This is a genomic window from Teichococcus wenyumeiae, from assembly GCF_003696345.1.
In the GTDB taxonomy this organism is placed as follows: domain Bacteria; phylum Pseudomonadota; class Alphaproteobacteria; order Acetobacterales; family Acetobacteraceae; genus Pseudoroseomonas; species Pseudoroseomonas wenyumeiae.
Window position 1 is genome coordinate 366206 of record NZ_RFLX01000002.1, and the last position, 26315, is coordinate 392520.

Sequence of the window (26315 nt, forward strand, 5' to 3'; positions counted from 1 at the left end):
ACCGGCGGCGCCACCGTCCCGGTGGGCGCCGTGGCGGTTACTCCAGAGTGTTCGCGGACGCATGCTGCTGCTGCTGATGGTGGCAAGCGTCCCCGTCATCGGCATTGCCGGCGCCAACGCCATCCTGGGCTATGAGGCCGAGCTGGCCATTGGCCGGCGCAACGCCGCCATGCTGCGGGAAATCGCGGCCGAGCGCCACGGCGCCACCCTGGCCGCCATGCAGGACATGTTGCAGGGCATCGCCCGCACCCCTGCCCTTTCCACCGACATCGACGGAAACTGCGGCCTCCGCCTCGGCAATCTGCTGGATATCCAGCGGGAACGTTATTCCAATATCTGGGTGATGGACGGCGAGGGCCGCATCCTCTGCAGCGCGCTGCCGCATGTGCAGGCCGGCGCCGATTATTCGGCCTCCTCCATCTTCCCCCTGGCCCAGGCCGAGGCCGAGCGCATGGCCGCCGGGGTGGCCGGGGCCGGCTTCGCGCTAAACCGCTTCACCAACGGGCGCGTGACCAACCGCCCCCTGCTGGTCGGGCTGGTGCCGGTGGTGGCGGATGGCAAGCTGGCGCGCATCGTCGCCGCCGGGCTGCTGATGGATGTGTTCATCCGCAGCGAGAACCGCAGCCGCCTGAACGCCACTCAGCGTGTCTGGCTGGTGGACCGCGAGAACACCCCCCTGCCCCTGACCCCCGCCCGCGCCGGCGAATTGCCCGACGAGGCGACGCTGGAGGCGCTGACGGCCCATCCCGACGGCGCCGCCATCGAGACCCAGGCCCGCAACGGCCAGGAATTCGCCTATGCCGCCACAGCGCTGGATACCGATGTGCGGTTGGTGGTGGGCCTGCCCACCGGCGGGCTGCGCCGCACCGCCAATGAATTGCTGCTGCGCCGGGTGGCCGAGCTGGCGGCCTTTCTGCTGGCCTGCCTGGTCGTCATCGTGGTGGGCGCCGATATCGCCATTGCCCGGCCGCTGCGCGTGCTGGCCGGGCGGGTGCGGGAATGGCGCCCCGGCGCCCCCTTCGGCGGCAAGCCACTGCGTGGGGAGCCGGAGGAGGTCAGCCGGCTGGAACAGGCCTTCACCGATGCCGCCGTCGCCATCGCGGCGCGGGAGGAGGAGCTGCGCTCCGCCCTGCGCCAGCGCGACCTGCTGATGGCCGAGATCCATCACCGGGTGAAGAACAACCTGCAGATCGTGGCCTCGCTGCTGAACCTGCAGGCCAACCGGCTGCGCGACCCGGCCGCCAAGGCCGAATTCGGCACGGCGCGCGACCGTGTCCAGGCGCTCGCCACGCTGCACCGCCACCTCTACACCAACCGCACCTTCGAGGCGATCGAGCTGCGCCCCTTCCTCCAGGAGCTCTGCCAGCAGCTCTTCTCCGCGCTGGGTGAGAAGCCGGGCAAGCGCATCAACCTGGTGGTGGAGGCCGGGCAGCTGGAGATCGTGACCGACCAGGCCGTCTCCCTGGCACTGCTGGTGACGGAGGCGGTGACCAACAGCATCAAGCACGCCTTCCCCGACGGCAGCACCGGCACCATCACCATCTCCGTGCATACCGAGGCGACGGAGGAGGGCGAGGACGTGCTGCTCTCCATCCGCGACGACGGCCAGGGCATGGACGAGGAGGAGGATGGCGGCGGCGGCATCGGCATGACGCTGATCCAGGGCTTCGCCCAGCATCTGGGCGGCGAGATCGAGCGCCACCACGGCCCGGACGGCGGCACCGAGCTGAACCTGCGCTTCCCCCTGCGGCGGCGGGAAGGCGAGATCACCGGCCGCGCCATGAAGGTGGATGGCCACGATTAAGAGGGCGGGCCTAAAGTACCGCTCACGCTTGCCGCAACCCGGATCTCCAGCGCGGCGTTGAAGCGGCGTACGGGATAAGGAATTCCGCCATGCGCAAGCTGTCCCTCCAGGTGCTGTCCGCCCTGGTGCTGCTGGTGCCGCTCGCCGCCTGCGAGGAAGGCCCGGCGGAGCGTGCCGGCCGCAGCATCGACAATGCCGGCAGCGCCATCCGCGACACGGTGGACCCCCCGCGTGGCCCCGTCGAACGCCTGGGCCGCGACATCGACCGCGCGACCCGCTGAACCGCACCCAACCTTTCAAGGAGCACCCGACATGGCTTCGTCCGACATCAACCTCGAACCCGTCGAGGAAAAGATCGCCGACCTCCGCCGCAAGGTGGAAGCACTGATGGAGGAGCGCGTCACCCCCGCCGTGACGCGCGCCGCCGGCCGCGCCCAGGACTTCGCGGACCGTGCCCAGGGCATGGCCAAGGATTTCGGTGGCCAGGTTTCCGGCACCGCCCGCAAGGAGGCCGATACCGTCGCCTCCCTGGTCAAGGAACGGCCCTTCACCTCCATCGCCCTGGCCGCCGGCCTGGGCTACGTCCTCGCCCGCCTGCTGGGACGCTGACGCGATGCGGTCGCTCCGCCTTCTGAACGTCGCCTGGGAGGCGGAGCGCACCCGGCTTGGCCTGCGGGTGCAGCGGGAAGTCCGCCGCGTCATCCTGCTGCTCGCGGCCGCGGTGATGATCGGCGCTGCCTTCGCCATGCTGCACCTGATCGCCTGGATCGCGCTGGGCGACACACTCTCCCCGCTCTGGCGCGCCGTGGTCATCTTCGCCGCCGACCTCGTGCTGGCGCTGATCCTGGGCCTGATCGCCATGCGCAACCCGGCAAGCCCGGCCGAGCTGGAAGCCGCCTCCATCCGCCGCACCGCGCTGCATGAGGCGCGCAGCGGCATCGGCGTCTCGCTGCTGCCGCTGGCCTTCACCTTCCTGCGCAACCGCCGTGCGAAGCGGCGCGAGCGCTTCTAGCGCCCGCCCTCGCCAGCCCGGCGCGCCCCACCCTATATCCGGCGCATGCCCGAGCTTCCCGAAGTCGAGACCGTGATGCGCGGCCTGGCCGCCGTGCTGGAAGGCCAGACCATCCTGCGCGCCGAGACCCGGCGCGAGGGCATGCGCTGGCCCTTCCCCGCCGGACTGGCCCAGACCCTTTCCGGCGCCCGCGTCACCGGCTTCCGCCGGCGCGGCAAATACATGCTGATGCGCCTTTCCAACGCCCAGTCGGTGCTGATCCACCTCGGCATGTCCGGCCGCATGGTGGCCCGCCCGCGCGGCGCCAATGCCCCGCCGCCCGCGCATGAGCACCTGGTGCTGGAAACCGCTGAAGGCACCCATGTCGGCTTCGTGGACCCGCGCCGCTTCGGCAGCGTGGATCTGGTGCCCACCGCCGCCGAGGACAGCCACCGCCTGCTGGCCGGCATGGGGCCGGAACCGCTGGAGGACGACTTCACCCCCGCCATCCTCGCCGCCGCCCTGGCCGGCAAGCAGACGCCCATCAAGGCCGCGCTGCTGGACCAGTCCGTGGTGGCGGGCCTCGGCAATATCTATGTGGCCGAAGCGCTGTTCCGCGCCGGCATCTCTCCCCGCCGCCTTGCCGGCACGGTGCCGGGCGCCAGGGCGGAACGGCTGGTGCCGGCCATCAAGGACGTGCTGCGGGACGCCATCGAGGCCGGCGGCTCCTCGCTGCGCGACTATGTGCAGGCGGATGGGGAGCTGGGGCACTTCCAGGACCGCTTCCGCGTCTATGACCGCGAGGGCGAACCCTGCCCCCTCTGCCCGGGCAAGCCGGGCTGCCAGGGGGTCTCCCGCATCGTGCAGGCCGGGCGCAGCACCTTCTTCTGCGCGCGGACGCAGCGATAGGCCGAGGCCAGGGGGCGCCGCCCCCTGGACCCCCGCCGGGGTGGAAAGTCCACCCCGGGCCCCGCTGCGGGTTTTTCCTGACCGGCGCCCTCGGATATTTTTCAGAAAGGCCACAGGGGCTGAGGCCGCGGTCGCCGAGGGTCCGCGCCCCTCGGCGGAACCACCATGCCACCCGAAACAGATGGCGGGGCCCGGGGTGACCCTGTCACCCCGGCGGGGGTGGTCCGGAGGGGGCGGCGCCCCCTCTGGCCGCGGCCGCGTCCCCGGTGCAATCTGCGCCACCCGGAAAGCAAGGAAGCAGAGCGCATGGCCGAATACGAGATGATCCTGACCGAGGTGCAGGGCGCCGCCGGGGTGATCCGCCTCAACCGCCCCCAGGCCATGAACGCGCTTTGCGACCAGTTGATGGACGAGCTGGGCCAGGCCCTGCACGCCTTCGATGCCGACCCCGCCATCGCCGCCATTGTGCTGACCGGCAATGATAAGGCCTTCGCCGCCGGGGCCGATATCCGCGAGATGCAGCCACGCTCCTGGCCCGGCACCTACCTGAACGACTTCATCGCGCCCTGGGAGGCGGTGCTGGGCGTCCGCAAGCCCGTCATCGCCGCCGTGGCCGGCTTCGCCCTGGGCGGCGGCTGCGAGGTCGCGATGATGTGCGACATCCTGCTGGCGGCGGATAACGCCAGGTTCGGCCAGCCCGAGATCAAGCTGGGCATCGTCCCCGGCGCCGGCGGCAGCCAGCGGCTGACGCGTGCCATCGGCAAGTCCAAGGCCATGGAGATGGTGCTGACCGGCCGCATGATGGATGCCGCCGAGGCCGAGCGCACCGGGCTGGTGGCCCGCGTGGTGCCCCTGGCGGAGCTGCTGCCGGAGGCCGTGGCCCTGGCACAGAAGATCGGCGAGCTTTCCCCCCCCGCCGTCGCCATGGCCAAGGAAGCGGTGAATGCCGCCTTCGAGCTGCCGCTGCGCGAGGGGCTGCGGCTGGAGCGCCGCCTCTTCCTCTCCCTCTTCGGCACCGAGGACCAGAAGGAGGGGATGGCCGCCTTCAACGAGAAGCGCAAACCCAGCTTCCGGCGGGGGTGAGCCATGCGCGGAGGCCTGAAAGGTGACTTCGCATTGACTCTTATCCCCAGGCGCGGGTAGAAGCGGCGCCTTCCCGTGGCGGGCTGACCGGCCCGCGCGCTCTCGACAAACAGACGACTGGTACGAACACACGCCATGGCGAACACCGCTTCCGCGCGCAAGCGCATCCGGCAGAATGCCACCCGCAACGAGCGCAACCGCGCCCGTCGGTCTCGCGTCTCCACCTTCCTGGTGAAGGTTGAGAAGGCGATCTCCGGTGGCGACAAGGCCGCCGCGCAGGCCGCCTTCAAGGACGTGCAGCCCGAGATGCAGCGCGCCGCCACCAAGGGCGTGATGCATTCCAACACCATCGCCCGCAAGCTTTCGCGCCTGTCCGCGCGCATCAAGGCCCTGGGTTCGGCCCAGGCCTGATGCTGGCCGGCCAACCCTGAACGGGACTTTCCCGCAGGGTTGACCGCCAGGGCTCCTGTTCACGCCATATTCCCGTTGCGCCGGATGGCCTGCGGGAATAGCCTTCAAGAACAGGCGCCCTTTCAGACACAGATTTCCGTTTAACTCGTTGTATTGGCCGTTCCTCCGGCCGGGTTTCTTTTGCCCGACCGCGAATCACGGATAGCGGAACCGTGTCTTGTTCTAAGGGACTGCTGTGTCTTGTTCGGGAAAATGCCGCGTCCGCCCCTGTTCGGTGCCCTGTTAAGGGCCAAATCAGCAGAGGCTCCGGCACTTCCCGTCAGGACCGCGCCGGGCTGGTTTTGGGTGATGAGGATGGCAGGTGCTTCGCATGGAGAATGAGCTCGACATGCCGTCTCAGCCCCCGCAGGAGATGATGGCCCGCGACAGCGAAGGCCAGGACCCTGTGGCGGAGGCCTGGGCCCGGATTCGCGGCCGCCTGCGGGAGGACGTGGGCGAGGTCGAGTACCGCTCCTGGCTGCGGCAGATGACCCTCTCGGCCATCGAGGGCGAGGAAGTCGTCATTCTGCTGCCCACGCGCTTCCTGCGGGACTGGGTTCGCACCCATTACAGCGACCGCCTGCGCGTGCTGTGGCAGGCCGAGCATCCCGGCGTGCGCCGCATCGACATCCGCGTGGCCACCGAGGCCCGTCCGGCCGAGCCGCGTGGCGAGGAGCCCGCGCAGCCCCGCGCCGGCGGCCTGGCCGAGTCGCTCTCTCCCCGCCAGCCCGAGCCTGTCCGCCCGGAACCCGCCCGCGCCGCCGAGCCGCGTGCCGCCGAGCGCCCGACCAACGACTGGTCGGCCAAGCTGGACCCGCGCTTCACCTTCGACAGCTTCGTCGTCGGCAAGCCGAATGAATTCGCCCATGCCTGCGCCCGCCGCGTGGCCGAGAAGCCGGCGAGTCCGGGCTTCAACCCGCTGTTCCTGTATGGCGGCGTCGGCCTGGGCAAGACGCACCTGATGCATGCCGTCGCCTGGGCCATCCAGAATGGCGAGGGCGGTGTCGAGCGCCACGTGACCTACATGTCGGCCGAGACCTTCATGTACCGGTTCATCAACGCGCTGCGGAACCAGTCCACCATGCAGTTCAAGGAATCGCTGCGTTCCGTCGATGTGCTGATGATCGACGACCTGCAGTTCCTGATCGGCAAGGACAATACGCAGGAAGAATTCTTCCACACCTTCAATGCGCTGGTGGATGCCGGCAAACAGATCGTGGTGTCCGCCGACAAGTCGCCTTCCGACCTGTCCGGGCTGGAGGACCGCCTGCGCACCCGCCTCGGCTGCGGCATGGTGGCCGATATCCATGCCACCACCTACGAGCTGCGCATCTCCATCCTCCAGGCCAAGGCGCAGACCGCTGAGGTCGAGGTGCCGTCGCGCGTGCTGGAATTCCTGGCGCACAAGATCACCAGCAACGTCCGTGAGCTGGAAGGCGCCCTGAACCGCCTGATCGCCCATGCGAACCTCTTCGGCCGCCCGGTGACGCTGGAGAGCGCCCAGGAGGTCCTGCACGACATCCTGCGCGCCCATGACCGCCGCGTGACGATCGAGGAGATCCAGCGCAAGGTCGCGGAGCACTACAACATCCGCCTGACCGACATGTCCTCCGCCCGCCGCGCCCGCAACGTGGCGCGCCCGCGGCAGGTGGCCATGTACCTGGCCAAGCAGCTCACCTCCCGCTCCCTGCCCGAGATCGGCCGCCGCTTCGGCAACCGCGACCACACCACGGTCATGCATGCTGTCTCCCGCGTCGCCGAGCTGATGCAGGCCGATGTCTCCTTCGCCGAGGATGTCGAGCTGCTGCGGCGTATGCTGGAGACCTGAAGCACTCCGGGGGCTCTGCCCCCGGTCCCCCGCCGGGGTGGAAAGTCCACCCCGGACCCCGCTTCGAGTTCATGTCCCGCCTGACTGATGGCGGGGTCCAGGGCGGCGCCACTGCCCTCTCCGCAGACAGACCACCCTCACCTCTGCTATAGCCAGCCCATTATCCAGCGGCCTCCCCCCGGGCTGCTGGCGGATCAGGACGGATCTTTGCGCCCATGCGCTTCCCGGGGGTTTTCGCTCTTCTCGCCTTGCTGCTGCTCACCGCCTGTGGCGGCGGGCGGGCCGTCACTGGCTCCGGTGCCGGCGGCTTCATGTGGTGCGTGCCCTATGCCCGCGCCGAATCCGGCATCCAGCTTGCGGGCGATGCCTGGGAATGGTGGGACGCCGCCGCCGGCCGCTATGCCCGCGGCGTGGTGCCGCGCCCCGGCAGCATCCTGGTGCTGCGCCGCACCTCCCGGCTGCGGGACGGGCACCTCTCGGTGGTCAGCCGCGTGGTGTCCTCGCGCGAGATCCGGGTGAACCATGCCAACTGGGCCAATGGCGCCGCCAAGGGCCGCATCACGCAGGACCAGCCGGTGGTCGATGTCTCCCCTGGCAATGACTGGTCGCTGGTGCGGGTCTGGTATCCGCCGGTGAACAACCTGGGCGCGAGCAGCTATCCCGCCGCCGGCTTCATCTACCGCCAGCCGCTGATGGCGGCCCGCTAGGGCGGCAAGGCTGCCCCGCCAAGCGCCGTCTGGACGGGGCCGGGCCGCCATGCTCAATCCGTGGCAAGCCCGCACGGAGAAGAAATAACCGTCATGCTGCACCGCCGCTCCCTTCTGGCGCTCGGCGCCGCCGCCGCCCTGCCCGGGGCCGCGCTGGCGCAGGGCTCCAATGCCGCCGGCCATTGGCCCGACCGCCCCCTGCGCATGGTGGTGCCCTTCCCGCCCGGCTCCACGCCGGACATCGTGGCCCGCATCATCGCGCAGCATTACTCGGCGGTGCTGGGCCAGCCCTGCGTGGCGGATAACCGCGTCGGCGCCGGCGGCAACCTCGGCACCGATGCCGTGGCCAAGGCGGCGGATGGCCATACCATCGGCCTGACCATCAACGGCCCGCTGGCCACCGCGCCCGCGCTTTACCCCAGCCTGCCCTACGACCCGCAGAAGGACCTGGCGCCGGTCTCGCTGGTGGCCCGCGCCGGGCAGGTGCTGGTGGTGCATCCCTCCGTGCCGGCGAAGACGCTGGAGGAATTCGTCGCCTATGGCCGCGCCAATCCCACGGCGCTGACCTTCGGCTCCGTCGGCGCCGGCTCCGGCGGCCATCTCGCCATGGAGGACCTGAAGGCGCGCGGCGGCTTCCAGGCGGAGCACGTGCCCTACCGGGGCTTCCCGCAGGCGGTGCTGGACCTGGTGGCGGGGCGCATCAGCGCCGTGTTCCTGACCATCGCTGGCATCCTGCCGCAGATCCGCGAGGGTCAGGTGCACCCGCTGGTGGTGACCACCGAGGCCCGCCTGCCGCAGATCCCGGAGGTGCCGACCCTGGCCGAGGCCGGTTTCCCCGGCGCCGCATCCTATGCCTGGAACGCGCTGGTCGCCCCGGCCAGCATGCCCGGGGACCGCATCGCCCTGCTGGCGCGCGAGGCCAAGGTGGCGCTGACGGCGCCACAGGGCCAGAAGGCGCTGCAGACCGCCGGCTTCGAGGTGGTGGGCAGCAGCCCCGCCGAATGCGCCGCCTTTATCCAGGCGGAAACCGCGCGTTGGGGCGCGCTGATCAAGCAGCTCGGCATCACGGCGGAATAAGCCGCCGCCCAGCGGCCTGTAAAAACGAGTCGGCCACCGGTTGTTTCCGGGGCCGATTCGGGCCATCTGCCCTTTGCACGGGGGGCGCCGGGACAGTAGTGTGGTCCTCGTAGCACGAATGCGCGCACGCGATGCGGGGGCAGGAATCCCCTCAAACGCAGCGCCCAACTGGATCGAGGCTTGGCATGGGTTCCTTCAGCATCTGGCACTGGATGGTCGTGCTGCTCGTGGTGCTGCTGCTCTTCGGCGGCGGTAGCAAGATCAGCGGCCTGATGGGCGACTTCGCGAAGGGCATCAAGTCCTTCAAGAAGAACATGAACGAGAACGAAGACGCGTCGATGGCCGCCGAGGCCACTCCGCCGACGACACCGGCCGGCAACCTGCAGGGTCCGACCACGGTGCAGCCGACGCAGGCTGCCCCGCAGCAGAGCACCAACCGCCCGGCCGCCTGAAGCCCGCGCGGGGCACCCGCCCCGCGCCCGCGGGGGGCCTTCGGCCCCCTCGCCCGGCTCTCTCCCCTGGCCATGGGGGCGGCGTGCTGCTACGCCGCCGCCGGCGAGGCGCCCGTGTAACGGCGCGCCCGCCGCCTATGGAACGGGAGGCCCAAGCCCTTGCAGAATACCCCAGAGGCAATCCCGGCCCCGGTGGCCGAGGCCATCATCGCGGCCGGTGCCCGGCTGGACCAGCGCAACTGGGTGCCCGCCACCGCCGGCAATCTCTCCATCCGCCTGCCCGATAGCCGCGTCGCCATCACCCGCTCCGGCTTCCACAAGGCGCGGCTGGTGCCGGACTCGCTGATGGTGGTGGATCTGGATGGCCGCCCGGAACAGCCTGGCCTGCGCCCTTCCGCCGAGACCCTGCTGCATTGCGGCGCCTATCGCCGCTTCCCCGAGGCGGGCGCGGTGCTGCATGGGCATTCCATCGCCAATACCGTGCTCTCCCGCCTCGCCGGCGACAGCATCACCCTCGAAGGCTACGAGCTGCTGAAGGCCTTCCCCGGCCTCCCCACGCACGAGGCCAGCGTCACCCTGCCGGTCTTCGACAACGACCAGGACATCGCCCGCCTGCAAGGCGTGGTGGAGGCCCGCTGGAGCCGCATGGCGGCGGATGAAGATGTCATCCCGCCCGGCTATTTGCTGCGGGGCCACGGGGTCTATGTATGGGGTCCGGACATGGACACCGCGCTGGCCCGCATGGAGGCGCTGGAATTCATGCTCGATTGCCATCTGCACGAACACCCCCGCACCTGAGGAGGACGGCATGAGCCTTCTGACCATCCGCGACGCCGCCACCGGCGCCGAACTGCTGCGCAGCAGCGACGCGGCCGAGATCGCCGCCGCGCTCGCCCCCATCAACGTGCGCTTCGAGCGCTGGCCGGTGGCCGACCTGCCCGAGGGCGCGGATGCCGAGACGGTGCTGGCCGCCTACCGGCCGCAGCTCGATGCCTTCATGGGCGATACCGGCGCCGGCACGGCGGACGTGATCAAGCTGGATTCCAGCCACCCGCAGAAGGATGCCATGCGCCAGAAGTTCCTGGACGAGCATACCCACACGGAAGACGAGGTCCGCTTCTTCCACGAGGGCAGCGGCAACTTCATCATGCATGTGGACGGCAAGGTCTATGACGCCCACTGCACCCAGGGCGACCTGATCTCCGTGCCGGCCAACACCCAGCACTGGTTCGATGCCGGCACCGAGCCGCGCGTCACGGCGCTGCGCATCTTCACCGACACCACGGGCTGGACGCCGCATTACACCGGCACCGACATCTCCACCCGCTTCCCGGCGGTGGTGGACTGATGGCGCCGGTCAGCGCCGTCCTGACCGATATCGAGGGCACCACCAGCAGCATCGCCTTCGTGAAGGAGACGCTCTTCCCCTTCGCGCGGGAGGCGCTGGAGGGCTTCCTGGCCGACCATGGCCAGGAGCCCGAGGTGGCCGCCTGCCTCGCGGAGGCCCGCCGCCTGGCGGAGCCGGGTGAGGATGGGGTGTCCGCCCTGCGCCGCTGGATGGCCGAGGATGCCAAGGTCACGCCGCTGAAGACCCTGCAGGGCCTGATCTGGCGCCAGGGCTATCTGGACGGGCGGATCGAGGGGCATCTCTGGCCGGATGTGGCGCCCTGCCTGCGGGCCTGGGCCCGCGCCGGCATCGGGCTGCATGTCTATTCCTCGGGCTCCGTCGCGGCGCAGAAGCTGATCTTCGGCCATTCGGCGGCCGGCGACCTCGCCAGCCTCTTCACCGGCTTCTTCGACACCACCACCGGCGGCAAGCGGGAGGCGGCCAGCTATGCCGCCATCGCGCGCGGCCTGCACCTGCCGCCGGAATCCATCCTCTTCCTGTCCGATGTGGCGGAAGAGCTGGACGCCGCCGCCACGGCCGGCTTCCAGACCTGCCAGCTGGTGCGGGAGGCCGATGGCACCCTGCCCAGCGGCCGGCACCGGCAGGCGGCGGATTTCCCCGGCGTGGCCCGCCAGTTCGGCCTGCCGCTGCCCCGCGCCACCGCGGCGTGACACGGCCTGCGGCGTGGCGGTATGAACACCGCCGCCCGCAACCCGCGCCGGGAGAGCCCGCCATCGCATGATGACCACCTATACCGTGGCCGGTGGCCGCCTGAGCCTCGATGACGGCGGCCAGCCCGCCGCCACGCTGCGCGCCGCTGTCTGGATCGACCTGCTGAACCCCTCGCGGGACGAGGTGCAGGCCATCGAGCAGGCGCTCTCCCTGGAGCTGCCGACCCGTGAGGAGATGCAGGAGATCGAAAGCTCCTCCCGCCTCTACCGGGAAGGCGAGGCGCTGTTCCTCACCGCCCCCTTCCTCTACGGCGCCGACCAGGGCGAATACGGCTCCACCCCCATCACCTTCGTGCTGGCCGGGCAGACGCTGCTGACGGTGCGCTATGCCACGCCCAAGGCCTTCAGCGCCTTCGCCAACCGGGCGCAGCGCAGCCCGGGCCTGCTGACCTCCTCCGACGCCGTGATGCTGCACCTGTTCGAGCAGGTGGTGGACCGCCTGGCCGATATCCTGGAGCGCCTGGGGGCCGACATGGACCGCGCCAGCCAGTCCGCCTTCCGCACCGCCAAGGGCACCACCAAAAAGAAGGCGAACGCCCGCGACGCCGACCTGAAGGACGTGCTGATCCTGCTGGGTGAGGTGGGCGAGGTCACCTCCCGCGCGCGGGAGACGCTGCTGGGCCTGACGCGCATCCTCACCTTCGTGAATGCCGAGAAGGCCACGGCGGTGCGCAAGGAGAACAAGCCTATCATCAAGGTGCTGGAACGCGATGTCCGCTCCCTGGTGGAACACGCCTCCTTTCTCTCCAACAAGGCGAATTTCCTGCTGGATGCCGTGCTCGGCATCATCAACATCGACCAGAACGGCATCATCAAGACCTTCACCGTTGCCAGCGTGGCGCTGATGCCGCCCACCCTGGTCGCCAGCATCTACGGCATGAACTTCGCGCATATGCCAGAGCTTGGCTGGCGCTTCGGCTATCCCATGGCGCTGCTGGTGATGATCTGCAGCGCGGTGCTGCCGATCCTGTACTTCAAGCGCAAGGGCTGGCTCTGACGCTTTTCACTCGCGAAACTGCGCGTTGTTATTCATTTTGCATTCGTCATAAGCTTCGCTGACTCGCTGTTCGGCCTGAACTGAGGCGGGATGACGAGACCACAACCTGGTTGCGGAGGCTCGTCATGCGACACCTCGCGTCCTCAAGCCCAGCGAATCAGCATCATGCATTATGACATGCAGCGGCGGCTGATCGCGGAATTCCTTGGCACATTCTGGCTGGTTTTCGGCGGCTGCGGCAGCGCCGTCCTCTCGGCCGCCTTTCCCGAACTCGGCATCGGCTTCGTCGGCGTGGCCTTCGCCTTTGGGCTGACGGTGCTCTCCATGGCCTATGCGATGGGCCATATCTCCGGCGGGCATTTCAACCCGGCCGTCACGATTGGCCTCTGGTCGGCGGGGCGCTGTGCCAACAAGCATGTGGTGCCCTACATCGTTGTGCAGGTGGTGGGCGCCATCTGCGGCGCGGCAGTGCTCTGGTTCATCGCGTCCGGCAAGCCGGACTGGGTGCCGGCCGGCTTCGCCTCCAACGGCTATGGCGCGCTCAGCCCCGGCCGCTACTCGATGGGCGCGGCCTTCGCGGCGGAACTGCTGCTGACCTTCTTCTTCCTGCTCATCATCATCGGTGCCACCTCCAAGGGTGCTGCCTCGGGCTTCGCCGGCATCCCGATCGGCCTGGCCCTGACGCTGATCCACCTGATCTCGATCCCGGTCACCAACACTTCGGTCAACCCGGCCCGCAGCACGGCGCCAGCACTCTTCGCGGGCGGCGAATATGTCGGCCAGCTCTGGCTTTTCTGGCTCGCGCCCATCCTCGGCGCGATCCTGGCGGGCGCGTTGACGCGCATCCTCTACGAGCCCGCGGACATGGTGAATACCGCGGTGGTCGATGAGCGTCGCGGCCGCGCCCCCTTGCCCGGGGAATAGTACCGCGAGGGGGCGGGGCCAGCAAAAGGCCCCGCCCCCGCTTCAGTTCCGCCACTTGTCATATCCGCCTGGTTGACAGCGGCGCGGCGCGGGTCCTGCCTTGCCGCCATGCCGCGCTTCCCCCTCGAGACCCTGATCGACCCCGTGGCGCCGCCCGGCCAGCCCGCCAGCCGGGTGCTGGGCGTGCCGGTGCCGGACCAGCCGCCGCCGGCCAATCTCGCCGGCTTCTACTGGTATTTCATCCGCCAGGCCCGGCTGCTCTTCGCGCTGCTGTTTCTCGCCGGCCTGTCGGTGGCGCTGCTGGACGCGGCCATCCCGGTCTTCATTGGCCGCGTCGTGGGCCTGCTGAGCGAACATGCCCCGGGCCGCCTCTTCACCGAGGCCTGGGCGCCGCTCCTCGGCATGGGTTTCGTGCTGCTGGTCTGCCGGCCGCTGGCCATCCTGGCGCAGAACATGGTCAGCCAGCAGGCCATCAATGCCACCGTCACCAGCCTGATCCGCTGGCAGAGCCACTGGCACGTGGTGCGCCAGGGCTGGGCCTTCTTCCAGGAGGATTTCGCCGGGCGCATCGCCAACCGCGTGATGCAGGCCGGGCCCTCGCTGCGGGAAAGCGTGGTGCAGTCCGTCACCGCCGTCTGGTACATCCTGGTCTATGGCTCGGGCGCGGTCATCTACCTCGCCAGCGCCGATGCCTGGCTGGCGGCGCCGATCCTCTGCTGGTTCCTGGCCTATGCCACGCTGCTGCGCTTCATCATCCCGCGCCTGCGCGCCCGCGCCAAGGCCGCCAGCGAGGCGCGCAGCCTGCTCACCGGCCGCATCGTGGACAGCTACACCAATATTCTCACCCTCAAGCTTTTCGCCCGCGCGGATCAGGAGGATGCCTTCGTGCGCGAGGGCATGCTGGGCCTGACGGCCGCCTTCCAGCGGCAGATGCGCATGATCACGCTGAACGGCCTGCTGCTCTCCTCGCTCAATGCCATCATGCTCACCGGCATGGCCGCGCTGTCCCTGACGCTGTGGAACCGTGGCGAGATCCCGCTCGCCACCGTCGCCGCCGCGCTGCCGATGGCCTGGCAGATCGCCAATATCTCCGGCTGGGTGGCCTTCAACGTCGCTTCCATCTTCGAGAATATCGGCGTGGTGCAGGAAGCCATCGGCAGCATCGCCGTGCCGCCCACCGCGCCGGACCGCCCCGGCGCCACGCCGCTGCGCGTCACGCGCGGGGAGATCGTCTTCGAGAAGGTCCGCTTCGGCTATGGGCGGGAGCGCGGCGTGCTGGATGGGTTCGATCTGCGCATCGCGCCGGGCGAACGTGTTGGCCTGGTCGGCCATTCCGGCGCGGGCAAGACCACGGCGGTCAACCTGCTGTTGCGTTTCTTTGAGCCAGAAGAAGGCAGAATCCTGATCGATGGGCAGGATATCGCCACCGTGACGCAGGAAAGCCTGCGCGCCGCCATCGGCATGGTGACGCAGGACACCGCGCTGCTGCACCGTTCCATCCGCGATAACATCCGCTACGGCCGCCAGGAAGCCACGGCCGAGGAGATCGCCGCCGCCGCGCGCGACGCGGAGGCCGATGCCTTCATCCAGGACCTGTCCGACTGGCGCGGCCGCACCGGCTACGACGCGCATGTGGGCGAGCGCGGCGTGAAGCTGTCCGGTGGCCAGCGCCAGCGCGTCGCCATCGCGCGTGTGCTGCTGAAGAACGCCCCCATCCTGGTGCTGGACGAAGCCACCAGCGCGCTGGATTCCGAGGTGGAAGCCGCCATCCAGCAATCGCTGGATCGGCTGATGGCGGGCAAGACCGTCATCGCCATCGCGCACCGGCTTTCCACCCTCTCCTCCATGGACCGGCTGGTGGTGCTGGAACACGGGCGGGTGGTGGAACAGGGCACCCATACGCAACTGCTGGAGCGCGATGGTCCATATGCGCGACTGTGGCAGCGGCAATCGGGCGGCTTCATCGGCGCCTGACCTTGACCGGAGGCCCCCGCCCGCCTGAACCTGCGGCGCCGCCCTGCCAGCGGCACCGCAGGAGCCCGCCGCATGACCGTCCACAACCTCGCCGCCACCCCCGATACCGTCCGCTTCGGCGCCTTCGACGCCAGCTTCGCGCCCGTGATGACGGTGCAGTCCGGCGACACCGTGGTGATGCAATGCGTCTCCGGCCCCGCCGAGATCATGCCGCCGCCGGAGAGCGGCATGGTGGTGCCCGAGTGCCTGGCCGCCATCCATGCCGCCGGCGTGCCGCGCCTGGGCCCGCATCTCGTCACCGGCCCGGTGGCGGTGGAAGGCGCCGAGGCCGGCGATGCGCTGGAGATCCAGATCGAGCAGATCGAGCTGGGCGCCGACTGGGGCTACAACCATTTCCGCCCGCTGGTGGGCACGCTGCCGGAAGACTTCCCCTACCGCCGCCTGCTGCACATCCCGGTGGACCGCGAGAAGAACACCTGCCACCTGCCCTTCGGCCCGAATGGCGGGCTGGACCTGCCGCTCTCGCCCTTCTTCGGCGTGATGGGCGTGGCGCCGCCGGTGGAATGGGGTCAGATCTCCACCAAGGAGCCGCGCGCGCATGGCGGCAACCTGGACAACAAGGAACTGGTGGCGGGCTCTACCTTGTGGTTGCCGGTGCATGCGCCGGGCGGCCTGTTCTCCGCCGGTGATGGCCATGGCGTGCAGGGTGATGGCGAGGTCTGCGTCACGGCGCTGGAGATGTGCCTGACCGGCCATTTCCGTTTCACGCTGCACAAGGGCGGCGGCGCGCGACAGCCGCTGCTGCGCTTTCCGCGTGCCGAAACGCCGACCCATTACATTTCCATGGGCATCCACGAAGATCTTGATCTTGCGATGAAGCAGGCGCTGCGCGAGATGATCGCCTTCATTGTGGCGCGTGCGAATATCTCGGCGGCGGATGCCTACCAGTTCTGCTCGCTGGCCGTGGATTTCCGAGTGACACAAACGGTGAATGGCGAGAAGGGCGTGCACGGCATGCTGCGCAAGGGGCTGCTCTTCTGATTTTCGATGCCGCGATTCGGGATGCCCTCCCGATTTCGTGGTACCGCGCAAGGGGTTTTCCACAGATTTCGGGGGCGATGTGAATAACCCCATCTTGTGCGCAACCCCCGTGCGCAACTACCGTATCTGGTAGCAGGGACGCAGGAGACGGCGCCTATGGATTGGACACCGGAGGCCATCGAGGCCCTGCGGGGCTATTGGGCGGAAGGCCATTCGACGGCGGAAATCGGCCGTCGCATGGGAATCTCCAAGAATGCTGTGGTGGGCAAGGCACATCGCCTGAACCTGCCGCCGCGACCCAGCCCGATCCGCCGCGAGACCACGGGCGCGCAGCCCGAAGCGCCACGCCCCGCGCCTGTTGCCGCCCCCGTGGCGGCGACCGCCGCGACAACCATTCCCGCATCGCAGCCGGCGCAGCCCGCCGTGGCAACGGCCACTGCGCCTGCCGCCGCCGCGCGCCCCGCGCCCGCCCCGGCGCCGCGCCCTGCCGCCGCCGCGCCGGTGGCGCCGCCGGCGCGCAAGCCGATGCCCGTGTCCAATGCCGTGGTGCGGCCCTTCCCGCGCAGCAGCGCCCGCACCTGCTGCTGGCCGATTGGCGAGCCCGGCACACCGGATTTCCGTTTCTGCACGGGCGACGCAATCACCGGCAAGCCCTACTGCCCCGAGCATGCCGCGGTGGCCTATGTGAAGGTGCGTGACCGCCGCGAGGACGCCGCCTGAAGCCTGCGGGCTTCGTCATGACAGGGTGAGGCAGGCGCCTCACCCGACCGGCGTTTCGCGGATGCCGATCAGCCGCCGCCGGACCCTGGCCGAGAGCCAGTCGATCACTCCCACCGTCACCACCATCATCAGGATGATGAAGGCCACTTCGTCCCAGTGGCGCACCTTGATGCGTTCGGCGATCTGCAACCCGATGCCGCCCGCGCCCACCACGCCCAGGATGGCGGCGGAGCGTGTGTTGCTCTCGAAGAAATACAAAGCCTGCGCCAGCATCACCGGCAGCACCTGCGGCAGCACGCCGAAGCGGATGGCCTGCAAGCGGCTGCCGCCGGCGGCGACGATACCCTCGCTCTGCCGCTTCTCGGCATTCTCGATGGCCTCGGCATAGAGTTTGGCCAGCACGGCGGTATCGCTGGTGAAGATGGCCAGCACGCCGGCCAGCGGCCCCAGCCCCACCGCGCGCACATAGGCCAGCGCCCAGATCAACTGGTCCACGCCCCGCACGCCATCGAACAGCCGCCGCACCGAGAAGCGCAGCAGCGTGACGGTGACGATGTTGCGCGCCCCCAGGAAGCCCAGCGGCACCGCCACCAGTGCCGCCATCACCGTGCCCAGGAAGGCCATGGCGACACTCTCCGCCATGCCCTTCATGATGTCCCACCACAATTCGCCAGGGCTGGGCGGGATCATCAGCCGGACGATGGTGGCCAGGCCCGAGAGCCCGTTCCAGAGCCGGCGCGGCGTGATGTCGAACCACCACAGCAGCGTGCCCAGCCAGAGGATGAAGGCGGCGCCCAGCAGCCAGCGCAGCAGCCACGTGCCGCCCGTGGGCCCGAAGGCGCGCGGCAGCTTCGCCTGCCATTGCGCGATCTCCTCGGCGGTCATGCCGGCGGGGCGCATCAATGCCCCTCCGCCGCGCCGATGACGCGGTGGCGCAGCTTCTCGGAGACGTAGTCGATGGCGAAGACGGTCAGGATGATCAGCACCACGATGGCGCTGATTTCCTCGTAGTAGTTGGAAGCGATCACCAGGTTCAGCTCCTGCCCGATGCCGCCGGCGCCGACAAAGCCGATGACGCTGGCACCACGCACATTGATTTCGAAACGCAGCAGCCCGTAGCTGATGAGATTGGGCGCGACCTGCGGCAGGATGGCGTAGCGGCAGGCCTGCGCCCAATTGGCGCCGGAGGCACGCAGCCCTTCCCAGGGGCGCAGGTCAGCATTCTCCACCACCTCGGAGAACAGCTTTCCCAAGGCCCCTGCGGTATGCAGGAAGATCGCCAGGATACCCGCCAGCGGCCCGACGCCGAAGGCCCAGACGAAGATCAGCGCATAAACGATCTCCGGCACCGTGCGCATCGCCTCCAGCCCACGCCGCATCAGCACATTGATGGTGCGCGTGGGGGCGATGTTGCGCGCGGCGGGAAAGGCCAGCAGCAGCGCCACCGCCGCGCCGGCCAGGGTGGCCAGTGCCGCCATTTGCGAAGTCTGCAGCAGCAGCCAGGCCCAATCGTCCAGCCGGTAGAACCAGAAGGCGATGCTGCCCTCGGTATCTGCACCGGAGAACAGCGCATCCCAGCGCAGCGAAGGCAGCAACTTGTAAAAATACTCGCCCACACGTGGCAGGCCCGCCGCCAAGGAGGACGGGTAGAATTCGCTGATCCAGCCCGCCGCCCAGAGGCAGAGGGCGAGGATGGCCAGCCCCGTCAGCGTGGCCCGCCGCCGTTGCCGGCGCTGGGCCTGGAAGGCGGCCTCGCCCCGCGCCAGCAGGGCGGGCTCAATGGTCGTCGCGCTCATGGGGCTGGGCTCATGCGGTTTAGTCCCGGCGGCGCCGTGCCGCCGCCTCCTCGCGTCGCATTTCGATGAAGATCTCGTAGTCCTCGTGCCGGCCCTCGCGGTAGCCGGTGCCGGGGCCACGGGTGATCTGCCGGTAGATATCCGGATGCGCCTTGGGCAGCGCCAGGAAGAACAGCTTCAGGTCTTCCTTGGCTTCCGCCGGCAGGTCGGCGCGCACGGTGATGGGGCCGGTGGCGATGGGCTCGGAGGTCCAGATGACGCGGATGTCGCTCATCTTCAGCATCCCCTTCTCCACCATCGCGCGCAGGTTGCCGCGGGTGAAGCCGGTGCTCTCGTCGCCAAGGCCGGAGGCCCAGGTGCAGGCGGCGTCGTATTGCTTCTGCAGCACCGCCACCACGCCCTGCTCATGCCCTCCCGCGAAGCCGGTGCGGGAGAAATAGCTGTTCACGTCGATCCCCTGCCGCCGCAGCGCCGTGCGCGGCACCAGGTAGCCGGAGGAGGAATTGGGGTCCGCCCAGGCAAGCGAACGCCCCTTCATGCCGGCGAGGTCCGCGATGCCGCTATCGGCCCGCGCCACCATCACGGCGCGGTAGTAGATGGAACCGTCCTCTTCCTCCGGCACCACCAGCGGCTCGACGCCGCCCTTGGTTTCCATCCAGGCGGCGGCATAGGCGGTGGAGCCGAGCGAGGCGATCTCCACCTGCTTGGCATCGAAGGCCTGGATGGCGCCGGCATAGTCGCTGGCCGGCAGCGTGCGGACGGGGATGCCGAAGGTATCCTGCATCAAGGCGCGGTAGCCCTCGAAGCGCGCCAGGCGGTCGGCCTCGTTCTCGCCGCCCATCAGGGCGATGTTCAGGTGCCGCACCTGCTCCGCCCAGGCGCGGCGGCCGGGCTTCGGGAAGACCACATCGGCATCGCCGCTGCGGCGCAGGCGCGGCGTGGCGCCCTGGGCATGGCCAAGGGCCGGCAGCAGCGTGGCGCTGGCAGCGATGGAGAGGATCTGGCGGCGGTTCACGGGCATCGGAAGCGGTCTTTCGGGGCGGCGCTGGAAGCGGGGCGGGAAGACTAGGCCCCACCGCCGCCCCAGGGCCAGGGCAGCCATGCGAACGGCTGCCATGGCCGCTATGCCACCAGCGTCACGAACGGCGCCGCCGCTCGGCCGCTTCCTCGCGACGCAGCTGCACGATGGGGTCGAACATCTCGTGCGTCACCTCGGCATAGCCCTTCCCGCCGCCCTTCTCGATCTGCTCGTAGATCGCGGGGTGGGCGGTCGGCAGCGCCAGGTGGAACTGCTTGAAATCGGCCTTGAAGGCGGCCGGCAGGTCGGAGCGCACCACCAGCGGGCCATTGGGGATGGGGCGGGACTTCCAGATGATGCGCATGTCGCTCATCTTCAGCATCCCCTTATCCACCATGGAGCGCAGGTTGCCGCGGCTATAGCCCTCGGCCTCGTCGCCCTGGCCGGAGGCCCAGGTGACGGCGCCGTCGTATTGCCCCTGCTGCACCGCCACCACCGCCTGCTCATGCCCGCCGGCGAAGCCGGTGCGGGAGAAGTAGTTGTTGATGTCGATGCCCGCGCCGCGCAGTTCGGAGCGCGGGATCAGGTAACCCGAGGTGGAATTCGGGTCGGCCCAGGCCAGGGACTTGCCGCGCATCTGATCCAGGCTGATGATGCCGCTGTCGCGGCGCACGATCAGCACGGAAACATAGGCGATGGAACCGTCCTGCTCCCGCGGCACCACCAGCGGCTCCACGCCGCCATCGGTGTCCAGCCAGGTGCCGGCATAGCCGGAGGCGCCCATGGAGGAAGCCTCGATCTGCTTCGCCGCGAAGGCCTGCATCACGCCGGCATAATCGGCGGCGGGGTAGAGGCGGGCCGGCACCTTGAAGGTGCTCTCGATCAGCTTGGCATAGTCGCCAAAGCGGCCGAGGCGGTCGGCCTCGTTCTCGCCGCCCAGCAGGCCGAGGCGGATCTGCGGCACATCCTTGACCCAGGGACGCTCGCCAGCGGCGGGCATGGCGACAGCGGCGGCATCCTGCGCGCGCAGGGAAGCAGGCAGCAGCAAGGAACCGGCCGCGAAGGCGGCCAGGGAACGGCGCGTGATCATCGGACACTCTCCAGGGTTTCGCGGCCCGCCGGCGGCGGGCGCGGCAATCAGGCCGGCAAGGCGGCTTCCCTCGCCGGGGTCAGGGCGGGCGCGGTCATCTCCGGCGCCGTGTCGAACTCGTCTTCCGAGACGCCGTAGATGTCCCGGATGCGGGCGGCGGTCAGCGCGGCAGGGGTGCCGTCGAACATCACGCGCCCCTTCTGCATCGCAACGATGCGGTCGCAGTAATGCCGCGCCGTCTCCAGGTGATGCAGGTTGCAGAGCACGGTGATGCCGTCGCGCCGGTTCACGTCGCGCAGCGCCTCCATCACCACCTGGGCGTTGCGCGGGTCCAGGCTGGCGATGGGCTCGTCGGCCAGGATCAGCTTGGGCTGCTGCATCAGCGCGCGGGCGATGGCCACCCGCTGCTGCTGCCCGCCCGAAAGGGTATCGGCGCGCTGCAAGGCCTGCTCCGCCAGATCGAAGCGCGCCAGGGCGGAGAGCGCCATGGCGCGCTCGGCGGCCGAGAAGCGCTTGAACAGCGTCCCCAGCGTGGCGCCGAAGCCACGCCGGTGGTTCAGCCGCCCCACCAGCACATTGGTCAGCACATCCAGCCGCTGCACCAGGTTGAACTGCTGGAAGATCATGGCGCAGTCGGTGCGCCAGTCCCGCAGCTCCTGGCCACGCAGCGCCGTAACCTCGGTGCCATCGTGGATGACGCGGCCGCTGCTGGGCTCGGTCAGGCGGTTGACCATGCGCAGCAGCGTCGACTTGCCGGCGCCGGAACGGCCGATGACGCCGACCATCTGCCCCGCCGGTACGGAAAGGCTGACCCCATCCACCGCGGTATTGGCGCCGAAGCGGCGCGTGAGACCCTCAAGCTGCAGCATCGAATGCCCTTTGCCTTGCCCGGCCGTATAGGCGCCGTGCGTGACATGCGGATGACCCGGCCGTGACATCCATGTGGAACCCGCTCCCGGCCGAAACCACCCCCGCCGCCCGCCGTTACCGCCGCCTCAGCGCCCCAGCAGCACCAGCACCACCCCCGCCACGATGCCAAGGGCGCCCAGCACCTCCTGCCGCTTCAGGCTTTCCTTCAGGTAGAAGCGGCTGAAGAGCAGCGTGAACAGGATCTCGGTCTGCCCCAGGGCGCGCACCATGGCCACGGGCGCCAGGGCGAAGCCGGTGAACCAGCAGGCCGAGCCGCAGGCCGAGAGCGCACCCACCGGGAAGCTGTCGCGCCAGGTGCGGAACACGGCGCGGAACTGCTCCGGCTCCTTCCAGGCCAGCCAGGCGCCCTGCATCACCGTCTGCATGGCATTGGCAACGCAGAGCGTGGTGATGGCGCGCAGCACCGCATCCGGATGGTCGAGCTGCAGGTTGGCGGCCTTGATGAAGATGGCCGTCACCGCGAAGCCCGTGCCGGCGCCGAAGCCGCAGAGCGCCGCCGGCTGCACCGTGGCCCGCAGCAGTTCCCGCCCTGTCATGTTCCGCCCCGCCAGCGAGAGGTAGAGCACCCCGCAGACCCCCACCACGATGCCGAAGGTAGACAGCAGCGAGATCCGCTCCCCCAGCAGCACCAGGGCCAGGATGGCGCCCTGCACCGCCTCGGTCTTGGAATAGGCGGTGCCCACCGCGAAGCCGCGTGGCCCGAAGGACATGATCAGCAGGTTGGTGCCGATGATCTGCGTCAGCCCGCCGATGGCGGCATAGAGCAGGAAGGTCCAGCCGAGGATGGCCGGCGGCGCCTCCCCCATCAGCAGGCAATAGGCGCCCAGCAGGATCAGCCCGAAGGGGATCCCATAAAGGTAGCGCACCACCCCCGCGCCATTGACCGAGAGCTGCCCCCGGAGCCGCTGCTGCAAGGCCGTCCGCCAGGTCTGGAACAGGGCGGCGGAGAGGGTGGCGGCGATCCAGAGCGGCATGGGGCAACAGTCCAGGCAAAGTCGGGTCGCGCAGGCTGGCCGGGATAGACCCCGCTGTCGAGAGCGGCAGCCATTCGCGGCAGGGGCTTTCCTTCCCGCCCGCCCGCGTGCAGCCTGGGGTTTCACCCACCGGGCCCATGCGCCCGGCCGTCACACAGGATCCGCCATGCTGCTGCTCATCCCCGGCCCCGTGCAAACCCGCCCCGAAGTCCGGGCGGCCATGGCCGTGGACATCGCCCCCTGGGACCGTGGCTTCATGCCGGAATATGCCGGCATCCGGGAGAAGGTGCGCGACCTCGCCGGTGGCATCGCCGGCCAGCACGCCTGCCTGCCGCTGCAGGGCGCCGGCCATTTCATCACGGAAGCCGCCATCCGCACCTTCGTGCCCGCCGGCGCCAAGCTGCTGCTGGTGATGAACGGCACCTATGCCGACCGCATGGCCCGCCTGGCGCGGGAAGCCGGCCGCGTGGTGGTGCCGCTGGCGGTGCCCGACCACCGCAGCGTCACCCCCGCCGAGGTGGCGGAAGTCCTGGCCGCCGACCCCGCCATCGGCCATGTCGGCATCGTCTATTCCGAGACCGGCAGCGGCATCGTCAACGACGTGCCCGGCGTCGGCGCCGCCGTGCGCACGGCGGGGCGGCGCATGATCGTCGATGCCGTCTCCGCCTTCGGCGCCCTGCCCTTCGACCTGAAGGCGCAGCCGGAAGTGGACGCGGTGGTCTTCACCTCCAACAAATGCATCGAGGGCCTGCCCGGCATCGGCTTCGCCGTCTGCCCGATCGACCGCGTCACCGCCTGCGCCGGCAATGCGGGCTCCTGGTCCTTCGACCTTGCCGACATCTATGCCACCGCCCTGCGCGCCGGCTGGGGCTCCTTCCGCTTCACGCCGCCGGTGCAGGCGCTGCATGCCTTCGGCAAGGCGCTGGAATTCTTCCAGGCCGAGGGCGGCCAGCCCGCCCGCCACGCCCGCTACCGCGAGAATGCCCGGCTGCTGCACGAAGGCGTCCGCGCCCTGGGCCTGAAGCCCTATCTCGATTGGGATCACCAGGGGCCGATCATCGTCACCGTCCACCAGCCCGCCGACCCGCGCTTCACGCTGATGGAATTCGTCGAGGCGCTGAAGACGCGCGGCGTGCTGATCAGCAACTTCTACAACACGCCGGTGCCGACCATGCGCATCGGCTGCATCGGCGACATCCACGCGGAGGATATCCGCTTCGCCCTGCGTGCGATCGCCGAGACGCTGGACGGGATGGGCATCCGGCAGCGGGACGCGGCGTAAGCGAAGAAAAGGCCGGGGAAGGAATTCCCCGGACCCCATCTTTTTTCTTCGGGTTTTCAGAAGGGCAGCGGCACGAGGTCGGGCTCCACCCAGCCGCGCCGTGCGGGCACGGAGAACAGCCGCTCCCGCGACCAATGCGCCAGCATCCAGCCCCGCCGGCCCAACGGGCTGTCCAGCAGCGCATTGCAGGCGGCATGCAGCGGCACCCCGTCCGGCAGGCCCGCGAGAAAGAAGGCGGCGGCGCGGAGCGAGGCCAGGGTGATGGTCTCGTGGTAGCCGCCGGTATCGGTGTTGGGCGTGCCGCTGGCTTCGTTATAGGCACGGATCAGGCCCGGCATGTCCCGCTCCGGCACTAGTTCCGGACAGCGGGCGATGATCCAGACAGCGGCGCCGACATGCGCGGCATGGGTCCATTCTGCCTTGGGCAAGCTGCGCGCCATCACGCCCTCGGCGATCCGGCGCAATTCCTCATCAAGGGTGAAGCTCACGATATCCTCCTGCGGTGGGAAAACACGGCGGGAGGCCGCTACCTGCCAGGAGCCCCGCCGGGAAAACGGCGGGTCTTGGCGCTCGGGGCGTGGGGCGGAAGGGCCTAGCCCTGCTCCGCCCCGGTCGCGCGCGCCATCGCCGCCGGAATGCGGCGGGTTTGCTGCGGCAGTGGATGCAAGGCAGCGCGGGACATGGGCGGCATCATGACCCTGCTGGCGGCGGGCTTGTCAATCTTCCCGCGCCTTGCCGCTGCCGGGCAGCCAGCGCTCCGCGATCCGCACCAGCGTCAGCACGCAAAGCCCCAGCCCCGTCGCGATGCAGGCCAGCGCCCATTGCCCCAGCCCGCCCGCGATGCCGATGGCCACCGCCAGGATGATGCTGCCGGCGCTGGTCAGGTTGTGCACGCCGCCCCGCCGCGTAAAGACCAGCCCGGCCCCGATGAAGCCCAGCGCCTGATACAGCCCCTGCACCGTCCGCAGCGGGTCGGCATCGCCGCCGGCAGCGCGCACCGCGTGGTGCAGCATCATGCCGGAGATCACCACCATGGCGGCGGCCAACGACAGCATGCCGTGGGTGCGGATGCCGGCGGAAAAGCCGCGCAGCTCCCGGTCCAGGCCCAATGCCATGCCCAGCAGCGTGGCGCCGCCGAGGCGGAGCAGCAGGTCCAGCGTCGAAAGCGTGTCGGGCAGCGCGGCCTGTTCCATCACAGGCGTAACGGCGCAGGCCGGTGGCGGGATGCGCCTCAGCCAGGGGCGCCGGGCCAGCGGCTTTCCGGCTCCCGCAGCAGGTCCATGAAGGCGCGCAGCGGCGCCGGCATGTGCCGCCGCCCGGCGTAATAGAGGCAGGGGCCAGGGAAGCTCTGCCACCATTCCGGCAGCAGCGGCACCAGCCGGCCATCGGCCAGCAGCGGCGCCAGCACTTCCTCGAAGCCATAGATCAGCCCCAGACCATCGGCGGCGGCGGCGATCTCCAGCTCGATGCTATTGGCCCGCAGCGCGCCTTCCGGGCTGACCCGCACCACCTGCCCCTCCCGCTCGAATTCCCAGGGCAGCATGGTGCCGCTGAGGAAGCGGTGGCGGATGCAGCGATGCGCCAGCACCTCCCGCGGGTGCCCCGGCGCGCCATGCGCCGCCAGATAGGCCGGCGCCGCCGCCAGCACGTAGCGCTGGCGGCGCGGCCCCAGCGGCACCGCGATCATGTCTTTCTCGATGCTCTCGTCGTAGCGGATGCCGGCATCGCAGCCGGCGGCGAGCACATCGACGAAGCTGTCCTCCACCGTCAGTTCCAGCACGATGCCGGGATAGCGGGCCAGGAAGCGCCCGGTGATGCGCGGCAGCACCACCCGCGCCACGATGCCCGGCACATTCAGCCGCAAGGTGCCGCTGGGGCTGCCGCGCAAGCCGTCCAGCGCCTCTAGCGCCGCCGAGACCTCCCCCAGCGCGGGGGCCAGGCGCTCCAGCAGCCGCTGCCCGGCCTCGGTGGGCGTCACGCTGCGGGTGGTGCGGTTCAGCAGCCGCAGGCCCAGCCGCGCCTCCAGCCGCCGCACCGCCTCGCTCAGCGAGGAGGGCGAGGCCCCCCGCCCCTGCGCCGCGCCACGGAAGGACCGCGCCCGCGCCACCGCCGCGAAGGCTTCGAGATCGGCCAGGGGTGGCTCACCCATT

The 26315-nt window shown here is 69.8% G+C and carries 29 protein-coding genes; 20 read left to right on the forward strand and 9 right to left on the reverse strand.

What is annotated here, in order from left to right:
- Positions 1-61: 61 nt before the first annotated feature.
- The 19 genes from EBE87_RS04745 to EBE87_RS04835 all read left to right on the forward strand — a co-directional run bounded on the left by EBE87_RS04745 (position 62) and on the right by EBE87_RS04835 (position 17075).
- On the forward strand, positions 62-1804 hold the full coding sequence (locus tag EBE87_RS04745) for a sensor histidine kinase (protein WP_120638177.1): 1743 nt from the start codon (positions 62-64) through the stop codon (positions 1802-1804).
- Positions 1805-1893: 89 nt separating this feature from the next.
- Complete coding sequence (locus EBE87_RS04750; protein WP_120638176.1) at positions 1894-2085, forward strand: hypothetical protein; 192 nt, start codon at positions 1894-1896, stop codon at positions 2083-2085.
- Positions 2086-2116: 31 nt separating this feature from the next.
- Entirely contained in the window at positions 2117-2413 is a 297-nt protein-coding gene (locus EBE87_RS04755; RefSeq protein ID WP_120638175.1) for a hypothetical protein, read from the forward strand.
- Between the two features lie 4 nt (positions 2414-2417).
- The gene (locus EBE87_RS04760; protein WP_120638174.1) at positions 2418-2816 is read left to right on the forward strand and encodes a hypothetical protein; all 399 of its coding nucleotides are present in this window, start codon (positions 2418-2420) and stop codon (positions 2814-2816) included.
- A gap of 45 nt (positions 2817-2861) precedes the next feature.
- Positions 2862-3704 carry a bifunctional DNA-formamidopyrimidine glycosylase/DNA-(apurinic or apyrimidinic site) lyase gene (mutM, locus tag EBE87_RS04765; protein WP_120638173.1) on the forward strand — a complete coding sequence of 281 codons (843 nt, stop codon included), beginning with the start codon at positions 2862-2864 and terminating at the stop codon, positions 3702-3704.
- A 306-nt stretch (positions 3705-4010) separates the two neighbouring features.
- On the forward strand, positions 4011-4787 hold the full coding sequence (locus EBE87_RS04770) for an enoyl-CoA hydratase (protein WP_120638172.1): 777 nt from the start codon (positions 4011-4013) through the stop codon (positions 4785-4787).
- Between the two features lie 135 nt (positions 4788-4922).
- The gene (gene rpsT, locus EBE87_RS04775; RefSeq protein WP_120638171.1) at positions 4923-5198 is read left to right on the forward strand and encodes a 30S ribosomal protein S20; all 276 of its coding nucleotides are present in this window, start codon (positions 4923-4925) and stop codon (positions 5196-5198) included.
- A 388-nt stretch (positions 5199-5586) separates the two neighbouring features.
- Positions 5587-7065, forward strand: a complete 1479-nt coding sequence (gene dnaA, locus EBE87_RS04780; RefSeq protein ID WP_408887696.1) for a chromosomal replication initiator protein DnaA — start codon at positions 5587-5589, stop codon at positions 7063-7065.
- A gap of 215 nt (positions 7066-7280) precedes the next feature.
- A complete protein-coding gene (locus EBE87_RS04785) occupies positions 7281-7772 on the forward strand; it encodes a CHAP domain-containing protein (RefSeq protein ID WP_120638169.1) in 492 nt (163 codons plus the stop codon).
- A 93-nt stretch (positions 7773-7865) separates the two neighbouring features.
- Complete coding sequence (locus EBE87_RS04790) at positions 7866-8849, forward strand: Bug family tripartite tricarboxylate transporter substrate binding protein (protein ID WP_120638168.1); 984 nt, start codon at positions 7866-7868, stop codon at positions 8847-8849.
- Positions 8850-9034: 185 nt separating this feature from the next.
- Positions 9035-9301: a twin-arginine translocase TatA/TatE family subunit gene (locus tag EBE87_RS04795; RefSeq protein ID WP_120638167.1), complete on the forward strand. Its 267-nt coding sequence runs from the start codon at positions 9035-9037 to the stop codon at positions 9299-9301.
- A 159-nt stretch (positions 9302-9460) separates the two neighbouring features.
- The gene (locus EBE87_RS04800) at positions 9461-10099 is read left to right on the forward strand and encodes a methylthioribulose 1-phosphate dehydratase (RefSeq protein ID WP_120638166.1); all 639 of its coding nucleotides are present in this window, start codon (positions 9461-9463) and stop codon (positions 10097-10099) included.
- A gap of 10 nt (positions 10100-10109) precedes the next feature.
- Entirely contained in the window at positions 10110-10649 is a 540-nt protein-coding gene (locus tag EBE87_RS04805; protein WP_120638165.1) for a 1,2-dihydroxy-3-keto-5-methylthiopentene dioxygenase, read from the forward strand.
- Positions 10649-11359, forward strand: a complete 711-nt coding sequence (mtnC, locus tag EBE87_RS04810) for an acireductone synthase (RefSeq protein ID WP_120638164.1) — start codon at positions 10649-10651, stop codon at positions 11357-11359. Before EBE87_RS04805 ends, mtnC begins: the two co-directional genes overlap by 1 nt.
- Positions 11360-11426: 67 nt before the next feature.
- Positions 11427-12416: a magnesium/cobalt transporter CorA gene (corA, locus tag EBE87_RS04815; RefSeq protein ID WP_120638163.1), complete on the forward strand. Its 990-nt coding sequence runs from the start codon at positions 11427-11429 to the stop codon at positions 12414-12416.
- Between the two features lie 165 nt (positions 12417-12581).
- The gene (aqpZ, locus tag EBE87_RS04820) at positions 12582-13340 is read left to right on the forward strand and encodes an aquaporin Z (RefSeq protein ID WP_120638162.1); all 759 of its coding nucleotides are present in this window, start codon (positions 12582-12584) and stop codon (positions 13338-13340) included.
- A 108-nt stretch (positions 13341-13448) separates the two neighbouring features.
- Positions 13449-15314: an ABC transporter ATP-binding protein gene (locus tag EBE87_RS04825; RefSeq protein ID WP_120638161.1), complete on the forward strand. Its 1866-nt coding sequence runs from the start codon at positions 13449-13451 to the stop codon at positions 15312-15314.
- 72 nt (positions 15315-15386) lie between these two features.
- Complete coding sequence (locus tag EBE87_RS04830) at positions 15387-16355, forward strand: acetamidase/formamidase family protein (protein ID WP_120638160.1); 969 nt, start codon at positions 15387-15389, stop codon at positions 16353-16355.
- A gap of 156 nt (positions 16356-16511) precedes the next feature.
- Positions 16512-17075 (forward strand): GcrA family cell cycle regulator, encoded by a 564-nt coding sequence (locus EBE87_RS04835; RefSeq protein ID WP_122139905.1) that lies wholly within the window; start codon positions 16512-16514, stop codon positions 17073-17075.
- Between the two features lie 39 nt (positions 17076-17114).
- On the opposite strand, the gene phnE (EBE87_RS04840) is transcribed toward EBE87_RS04835, so the two are convergent.
- The 6 genes from phnE (EBE87_RS04840) to EBE87_RS04865 form a co-directional block, all read right to left on the reverse strand.
- Positions 17115-17975, reverse strand: a complete 861-nt coding sequence (gene phnE / locus EBE87_RS04840; RefSeq protein WP_199707499.1) for a phosphonate ABC transporter, permease protein PhnE — start codon at positions 17973-17975, stop codon at positions 17115-17117.
- On the reverse strand, positions 17975-18871 hold the full coding sequence (gene phnE / locus EBE87_RS04845) for a phosphonate ABC transporter, permease protein PhnE (protein WP_120639055.1): 897 nt from the start codon (positions 18869-18871) through the stop codon (positions 17975-17977). The genes phnE (EBE87_RS04840) and phnE (EBE87_RS04845) overlap by 1 nt, the downstream gene beginning before the upstream one ends.
- Positions 18872-18890: 19 nt before the next feature.
- Positions 18891-19892, reverse strand: a complete 1002-nt coding sequence (gene phnD, locus EBE87_RS04850; protein ID WP_120639054.1) for a phosphate/phosphite/phosphonate ABC transporter substrate-binding protein — start codon at positions 19890-19892, stop codon at positions 18891-18893.
- Between the two features lie 115 nt (positions 19893-20007).
- Positions 20008-20979 carry a phosphate/phosphite/phosphonate ABC transporter substrate-binding protein gene (gene phnD / locus EBE87_RS04855; RefSeq protein ID WP_120639053.1) on the reverse strand — a complete coding sequence of 324 codons (972 nt, stop codon included), beginning with the start codon at positions 20977-20979 and terminating at the stop codon, positions 20008-20010.
- A 47-nt stretch (positions 20980-21026) separates the two neighbouring features.
- Positions 21027-21848, reverse strand: a complete 822-nt coding sequence (gene phnC / locus EBE87_RS04860) for a phosphonate ABC transporter ATP-binding protein (RefSeq protein ID WP_120639052.1) — start codon at positions 21846-21848, stop codon at positions 21027-21029.
- 126 nt (positions 21849-21974) lie between these two features.
- Positions 21975-22883, reverse strand: coding sequence for a DMT family transporter (locus tag EBE87_RS04865; RefSeq protein ID WP_120639051.1), 909 nt, complete (start codon positions 22881-22883; stop codon positions 21975-21977).
- Between the two features lie 166 nt (positions 22884-23049).
- Here EBE87_RS04865 and EBE87_RS04870 point away from each other — a divergent pair, with 166 nt between their 5' ends.
- A complete protein-coding gene (locus EBE87_RS04870; protein WP_120639050.1) occupies positions 23050-24165 on the forward strand; it encodes a 2-aminoethylphosphonate--pyruvate transaminase in 1116 nt (371 codons plus the stop codon).
- 56 nt (positions 24166-24221) lie between these two features.
- Here the strand turns inward: EBE87_RS04870 and EBE87_RS04875 are convergent, their stop codons facing one another.
- The 3 genes from EBE87_RS04875 to EBE87_RS04885 form a co-directional block, all read right to left on the reverse strand.
- A complete protein-coding gene (locus tag EBE87_RS04875) occupies positions 24222-24653 on the reverse strand; it encodes a hypothetical protein (protein WP_199707497.1) in 432 nt (143 codons plus the stop codon).
- A 228-nt stretch (positions 24654-24881) separates the two neighbouring features.
- Positions 24882-25358 (reverse strand): MgtC/SapB family protein, encoded by a 477-nt coding sequence (locus EBE87_RS04880; RefSeq protein ID WP_120639049.1) that lies wholly within the window; start codon positions 25356-25358, stop codon positions 24882-24884.
- A 38-nt stretch (positions 25359-25396) separates the two neighbouring features.
- Positions 25397-26314, reverse strand: a complete 918-nt coding sequence (locus tag EBE87_RS04885) for a LysR substrate-binding domain-containing protein (protein ID WP_120639048.1) — start codon at positions 26312-26314, stop codon at positions 25397-25399.
- Position 26315: the final 1 nt, after the last annotated feature.

What these genes read in the sequence shown, in the direction of transcription:
- EBE87_RS04745 (WP_120638177.1), top strand. Translation starts at nt 62, where the DNA reads ATGCTGCTGCTGCTGATGGTGGCAAGCGTCCCCGTCATCGGCATTGCC.
- EBE87_RS04750 (WP_120638176.1), top strand. Translation starts at nt 1,894, where the DNA reads ATGCGCAAGCTGTCCCTCCAGGTGCTGTCCGCCCTGGTGCTGCTGGTG.
- EBE87_RS04755 (WP_120638175.1), top strand. Translation starts at nt 2,117, where the DNA reads ATGGCTTCGTCCGACATCAACCTCGAACCCGTCGAGGAAAAGATCGCC.
- EBE87_RS04760 (WP_120638174.1), top strand. Translation starts at nt 2,418, where the DNA reads ATGCGGTCGCTCCGCCTTCTGAACGTCGCCTGGGAGGCGGAGCGCACC.
- mutM (WP_120638173.1), top strand. Translation starts at nt 2,862, where the DNA reads ATGCCCGAGCTTCCCGAAGTCGAGACCGTGATGCGCGGCCTGGCCGCC.
- EBE87_RS04770 (WP_120638172.1), top strand. Translation starts at nt 4,011, where the DNA reads ATGGCCGAATACGAGATGATCCTGACCGAGGTGCAGGGCGCCGCCGGG.
- rpsT (WP_120638171.1), top strand. Translation starts at nt 4,923, where the DNA reads ATGGCGAACACCGCTTCCGCGCGCAAGCGCATCCGGCAGAATGCCACC.
- dnaA (WP_408887696.1), top strand. Translation starts at nt 5,587, where the DNA reads ATGCCGTCTCAGCCCCCGCAGGAGATGATGGCCCGCGACAGCGAAGGC.
- EBE87_RS04785 (WP_120638169.1), top strand. Translation starts at nt 7,281, where the DNA reads ATGCGCTTCCCGGGGGTTTTCGCTCTTCTCGCCTTGCTGCTGCTCACC.
- EBE87_RS04790 (WP_120638168.1), top strand. Translation starts at nt 7,866, where the DNA reads ATGCTGCACCGCCGCTCCCTTCTGGCGCTCGGCGCCGCCGCCGCCCTG.
- EBE87_RS04795 (WP_120638167.1), top strand. Translation starts at nt 9,035, where the DNA reads ATGGGTTCCTTCAGCATCTGGCACTGGATGGTCGTGCTGCTCGTGGTG.
- EBE87_RS04805 (WP_120638165.1), top strand. Translation starts at nt 10,110, where the DNA reads ATGAGCCTTCTGACCATCCGCGACGCCGCCACCGGCGCCGAACTGCTG.
- mtnC (WP_120638164.1), top strand. Translation starts at nt 10,649, where the DNA reads ATGGCGCCGGTCAGCGCCGTCCTGACCGATATCGAGGGCACCACCAGC.
- corA (WP_120638163.1), top strand. Translation starts at nt 11,427, where the DNA reads ATGATGACCACCTATACCGTGGCCGGTGGCCGCCTGAGCCTCGATGAC.
- aqpZ (WP_120638162.1), top strand. Translation starts at nt 12,582, where the DNA reads ATGCATTATGACATGCAGCGGCGGCTGATCGCGGAATTCCTTGGCACA.
- EBE87_RS04825 (WP_120638161.1), top strand. Translation starts at nt 13,449, where the DNA reads ATGCCGCGCTTCCCCCTCGAGACCCTGATCGACCCCGTGGCGCCGCCC.
- EBE87_RS04830 (WP_120638160.1), top strand. Translation starts at nt 15,387, where the DNA reads ATGACCGTCCACAACCTCGCCGCCACCCCCGATACCGTCCGCTTCGGC.
- EBE87_RS04835 (WP_122139905.1), top strand. Translation starts at nt 16,512, where the DNA reads ATGGATTGGACACCGGAGGCCATCGAGGCCCTGCGGGGCTATTGGGCG.
- phnE (WP_199707499.1), bottom strand. Translation starts at nt 17,975, where the DNA reads ATGCGCCCCGCCGGCATGACCGCCGAGGAGATCGCGCAATGGCAGGCG.
- phnE (WP_120639055.1), bottom strand. Translation starts at nt 18,871, where the DNA reads ATGAGCGCGACGACCATTGAGCCCGCCCTGCTGGCGCGGGGCGAGGCC.
- phnD (WP_120639054.1), bottom strand. Translation starts at nt 19,892, where the DNA reads ATGCCCGTGAACCGCCGCCAGATCCTCTCCATCGCTGCCAGCGCCACG.
- phnD (WP_120639053.1), bottom strand. Translation starts at nt 20,979, where the DNA reads ATGATCACGCGCCGTTCCCTGGCCGCCTTCGCGGCCGGTTCCTTGCTG.
- phnC (WP_120639052.1), bottom strand. Translation starts at nt 21,848, where the DNA reads ATGCTGCAGCTTGAGGGTCTCACGCGCCGCTTCGGCGCCAATACCGCG.
- EBE87_RS04865 (WP_120639051.1), bottom strand. Translation starts at nt 22,883, where the DNA reads ATGCCGCTCTGGATCGCCGCCACCCTCTCCGCCGCCCTGTTCCAGACC.
- EBE87_RS04870 (WP_120639050.1), top strand. Translation starts at nt 23,050, where the DNA reads ATGCTGCTGCTCATCCCCGGCCCCGTGCAAACCCGCCCCGAAGTCCGG.
- EBE87_RS04880 (WP_120639049.1), bottom strand. Translation starts at nt 25,358, where the DNA reads ATGGAACAGGCCGCGCTGCCCGACACGCTTTCGACGCTGGACCTGCTG.
- EBE87_RS04885 (WP_120639048.1), bottom strand. Translation starts at nt 26,314, where the DNA reads ATGGGTGAGCCACCCCTGGCCGATCTCGAAGCCTTCGCGGCGGTGGCG.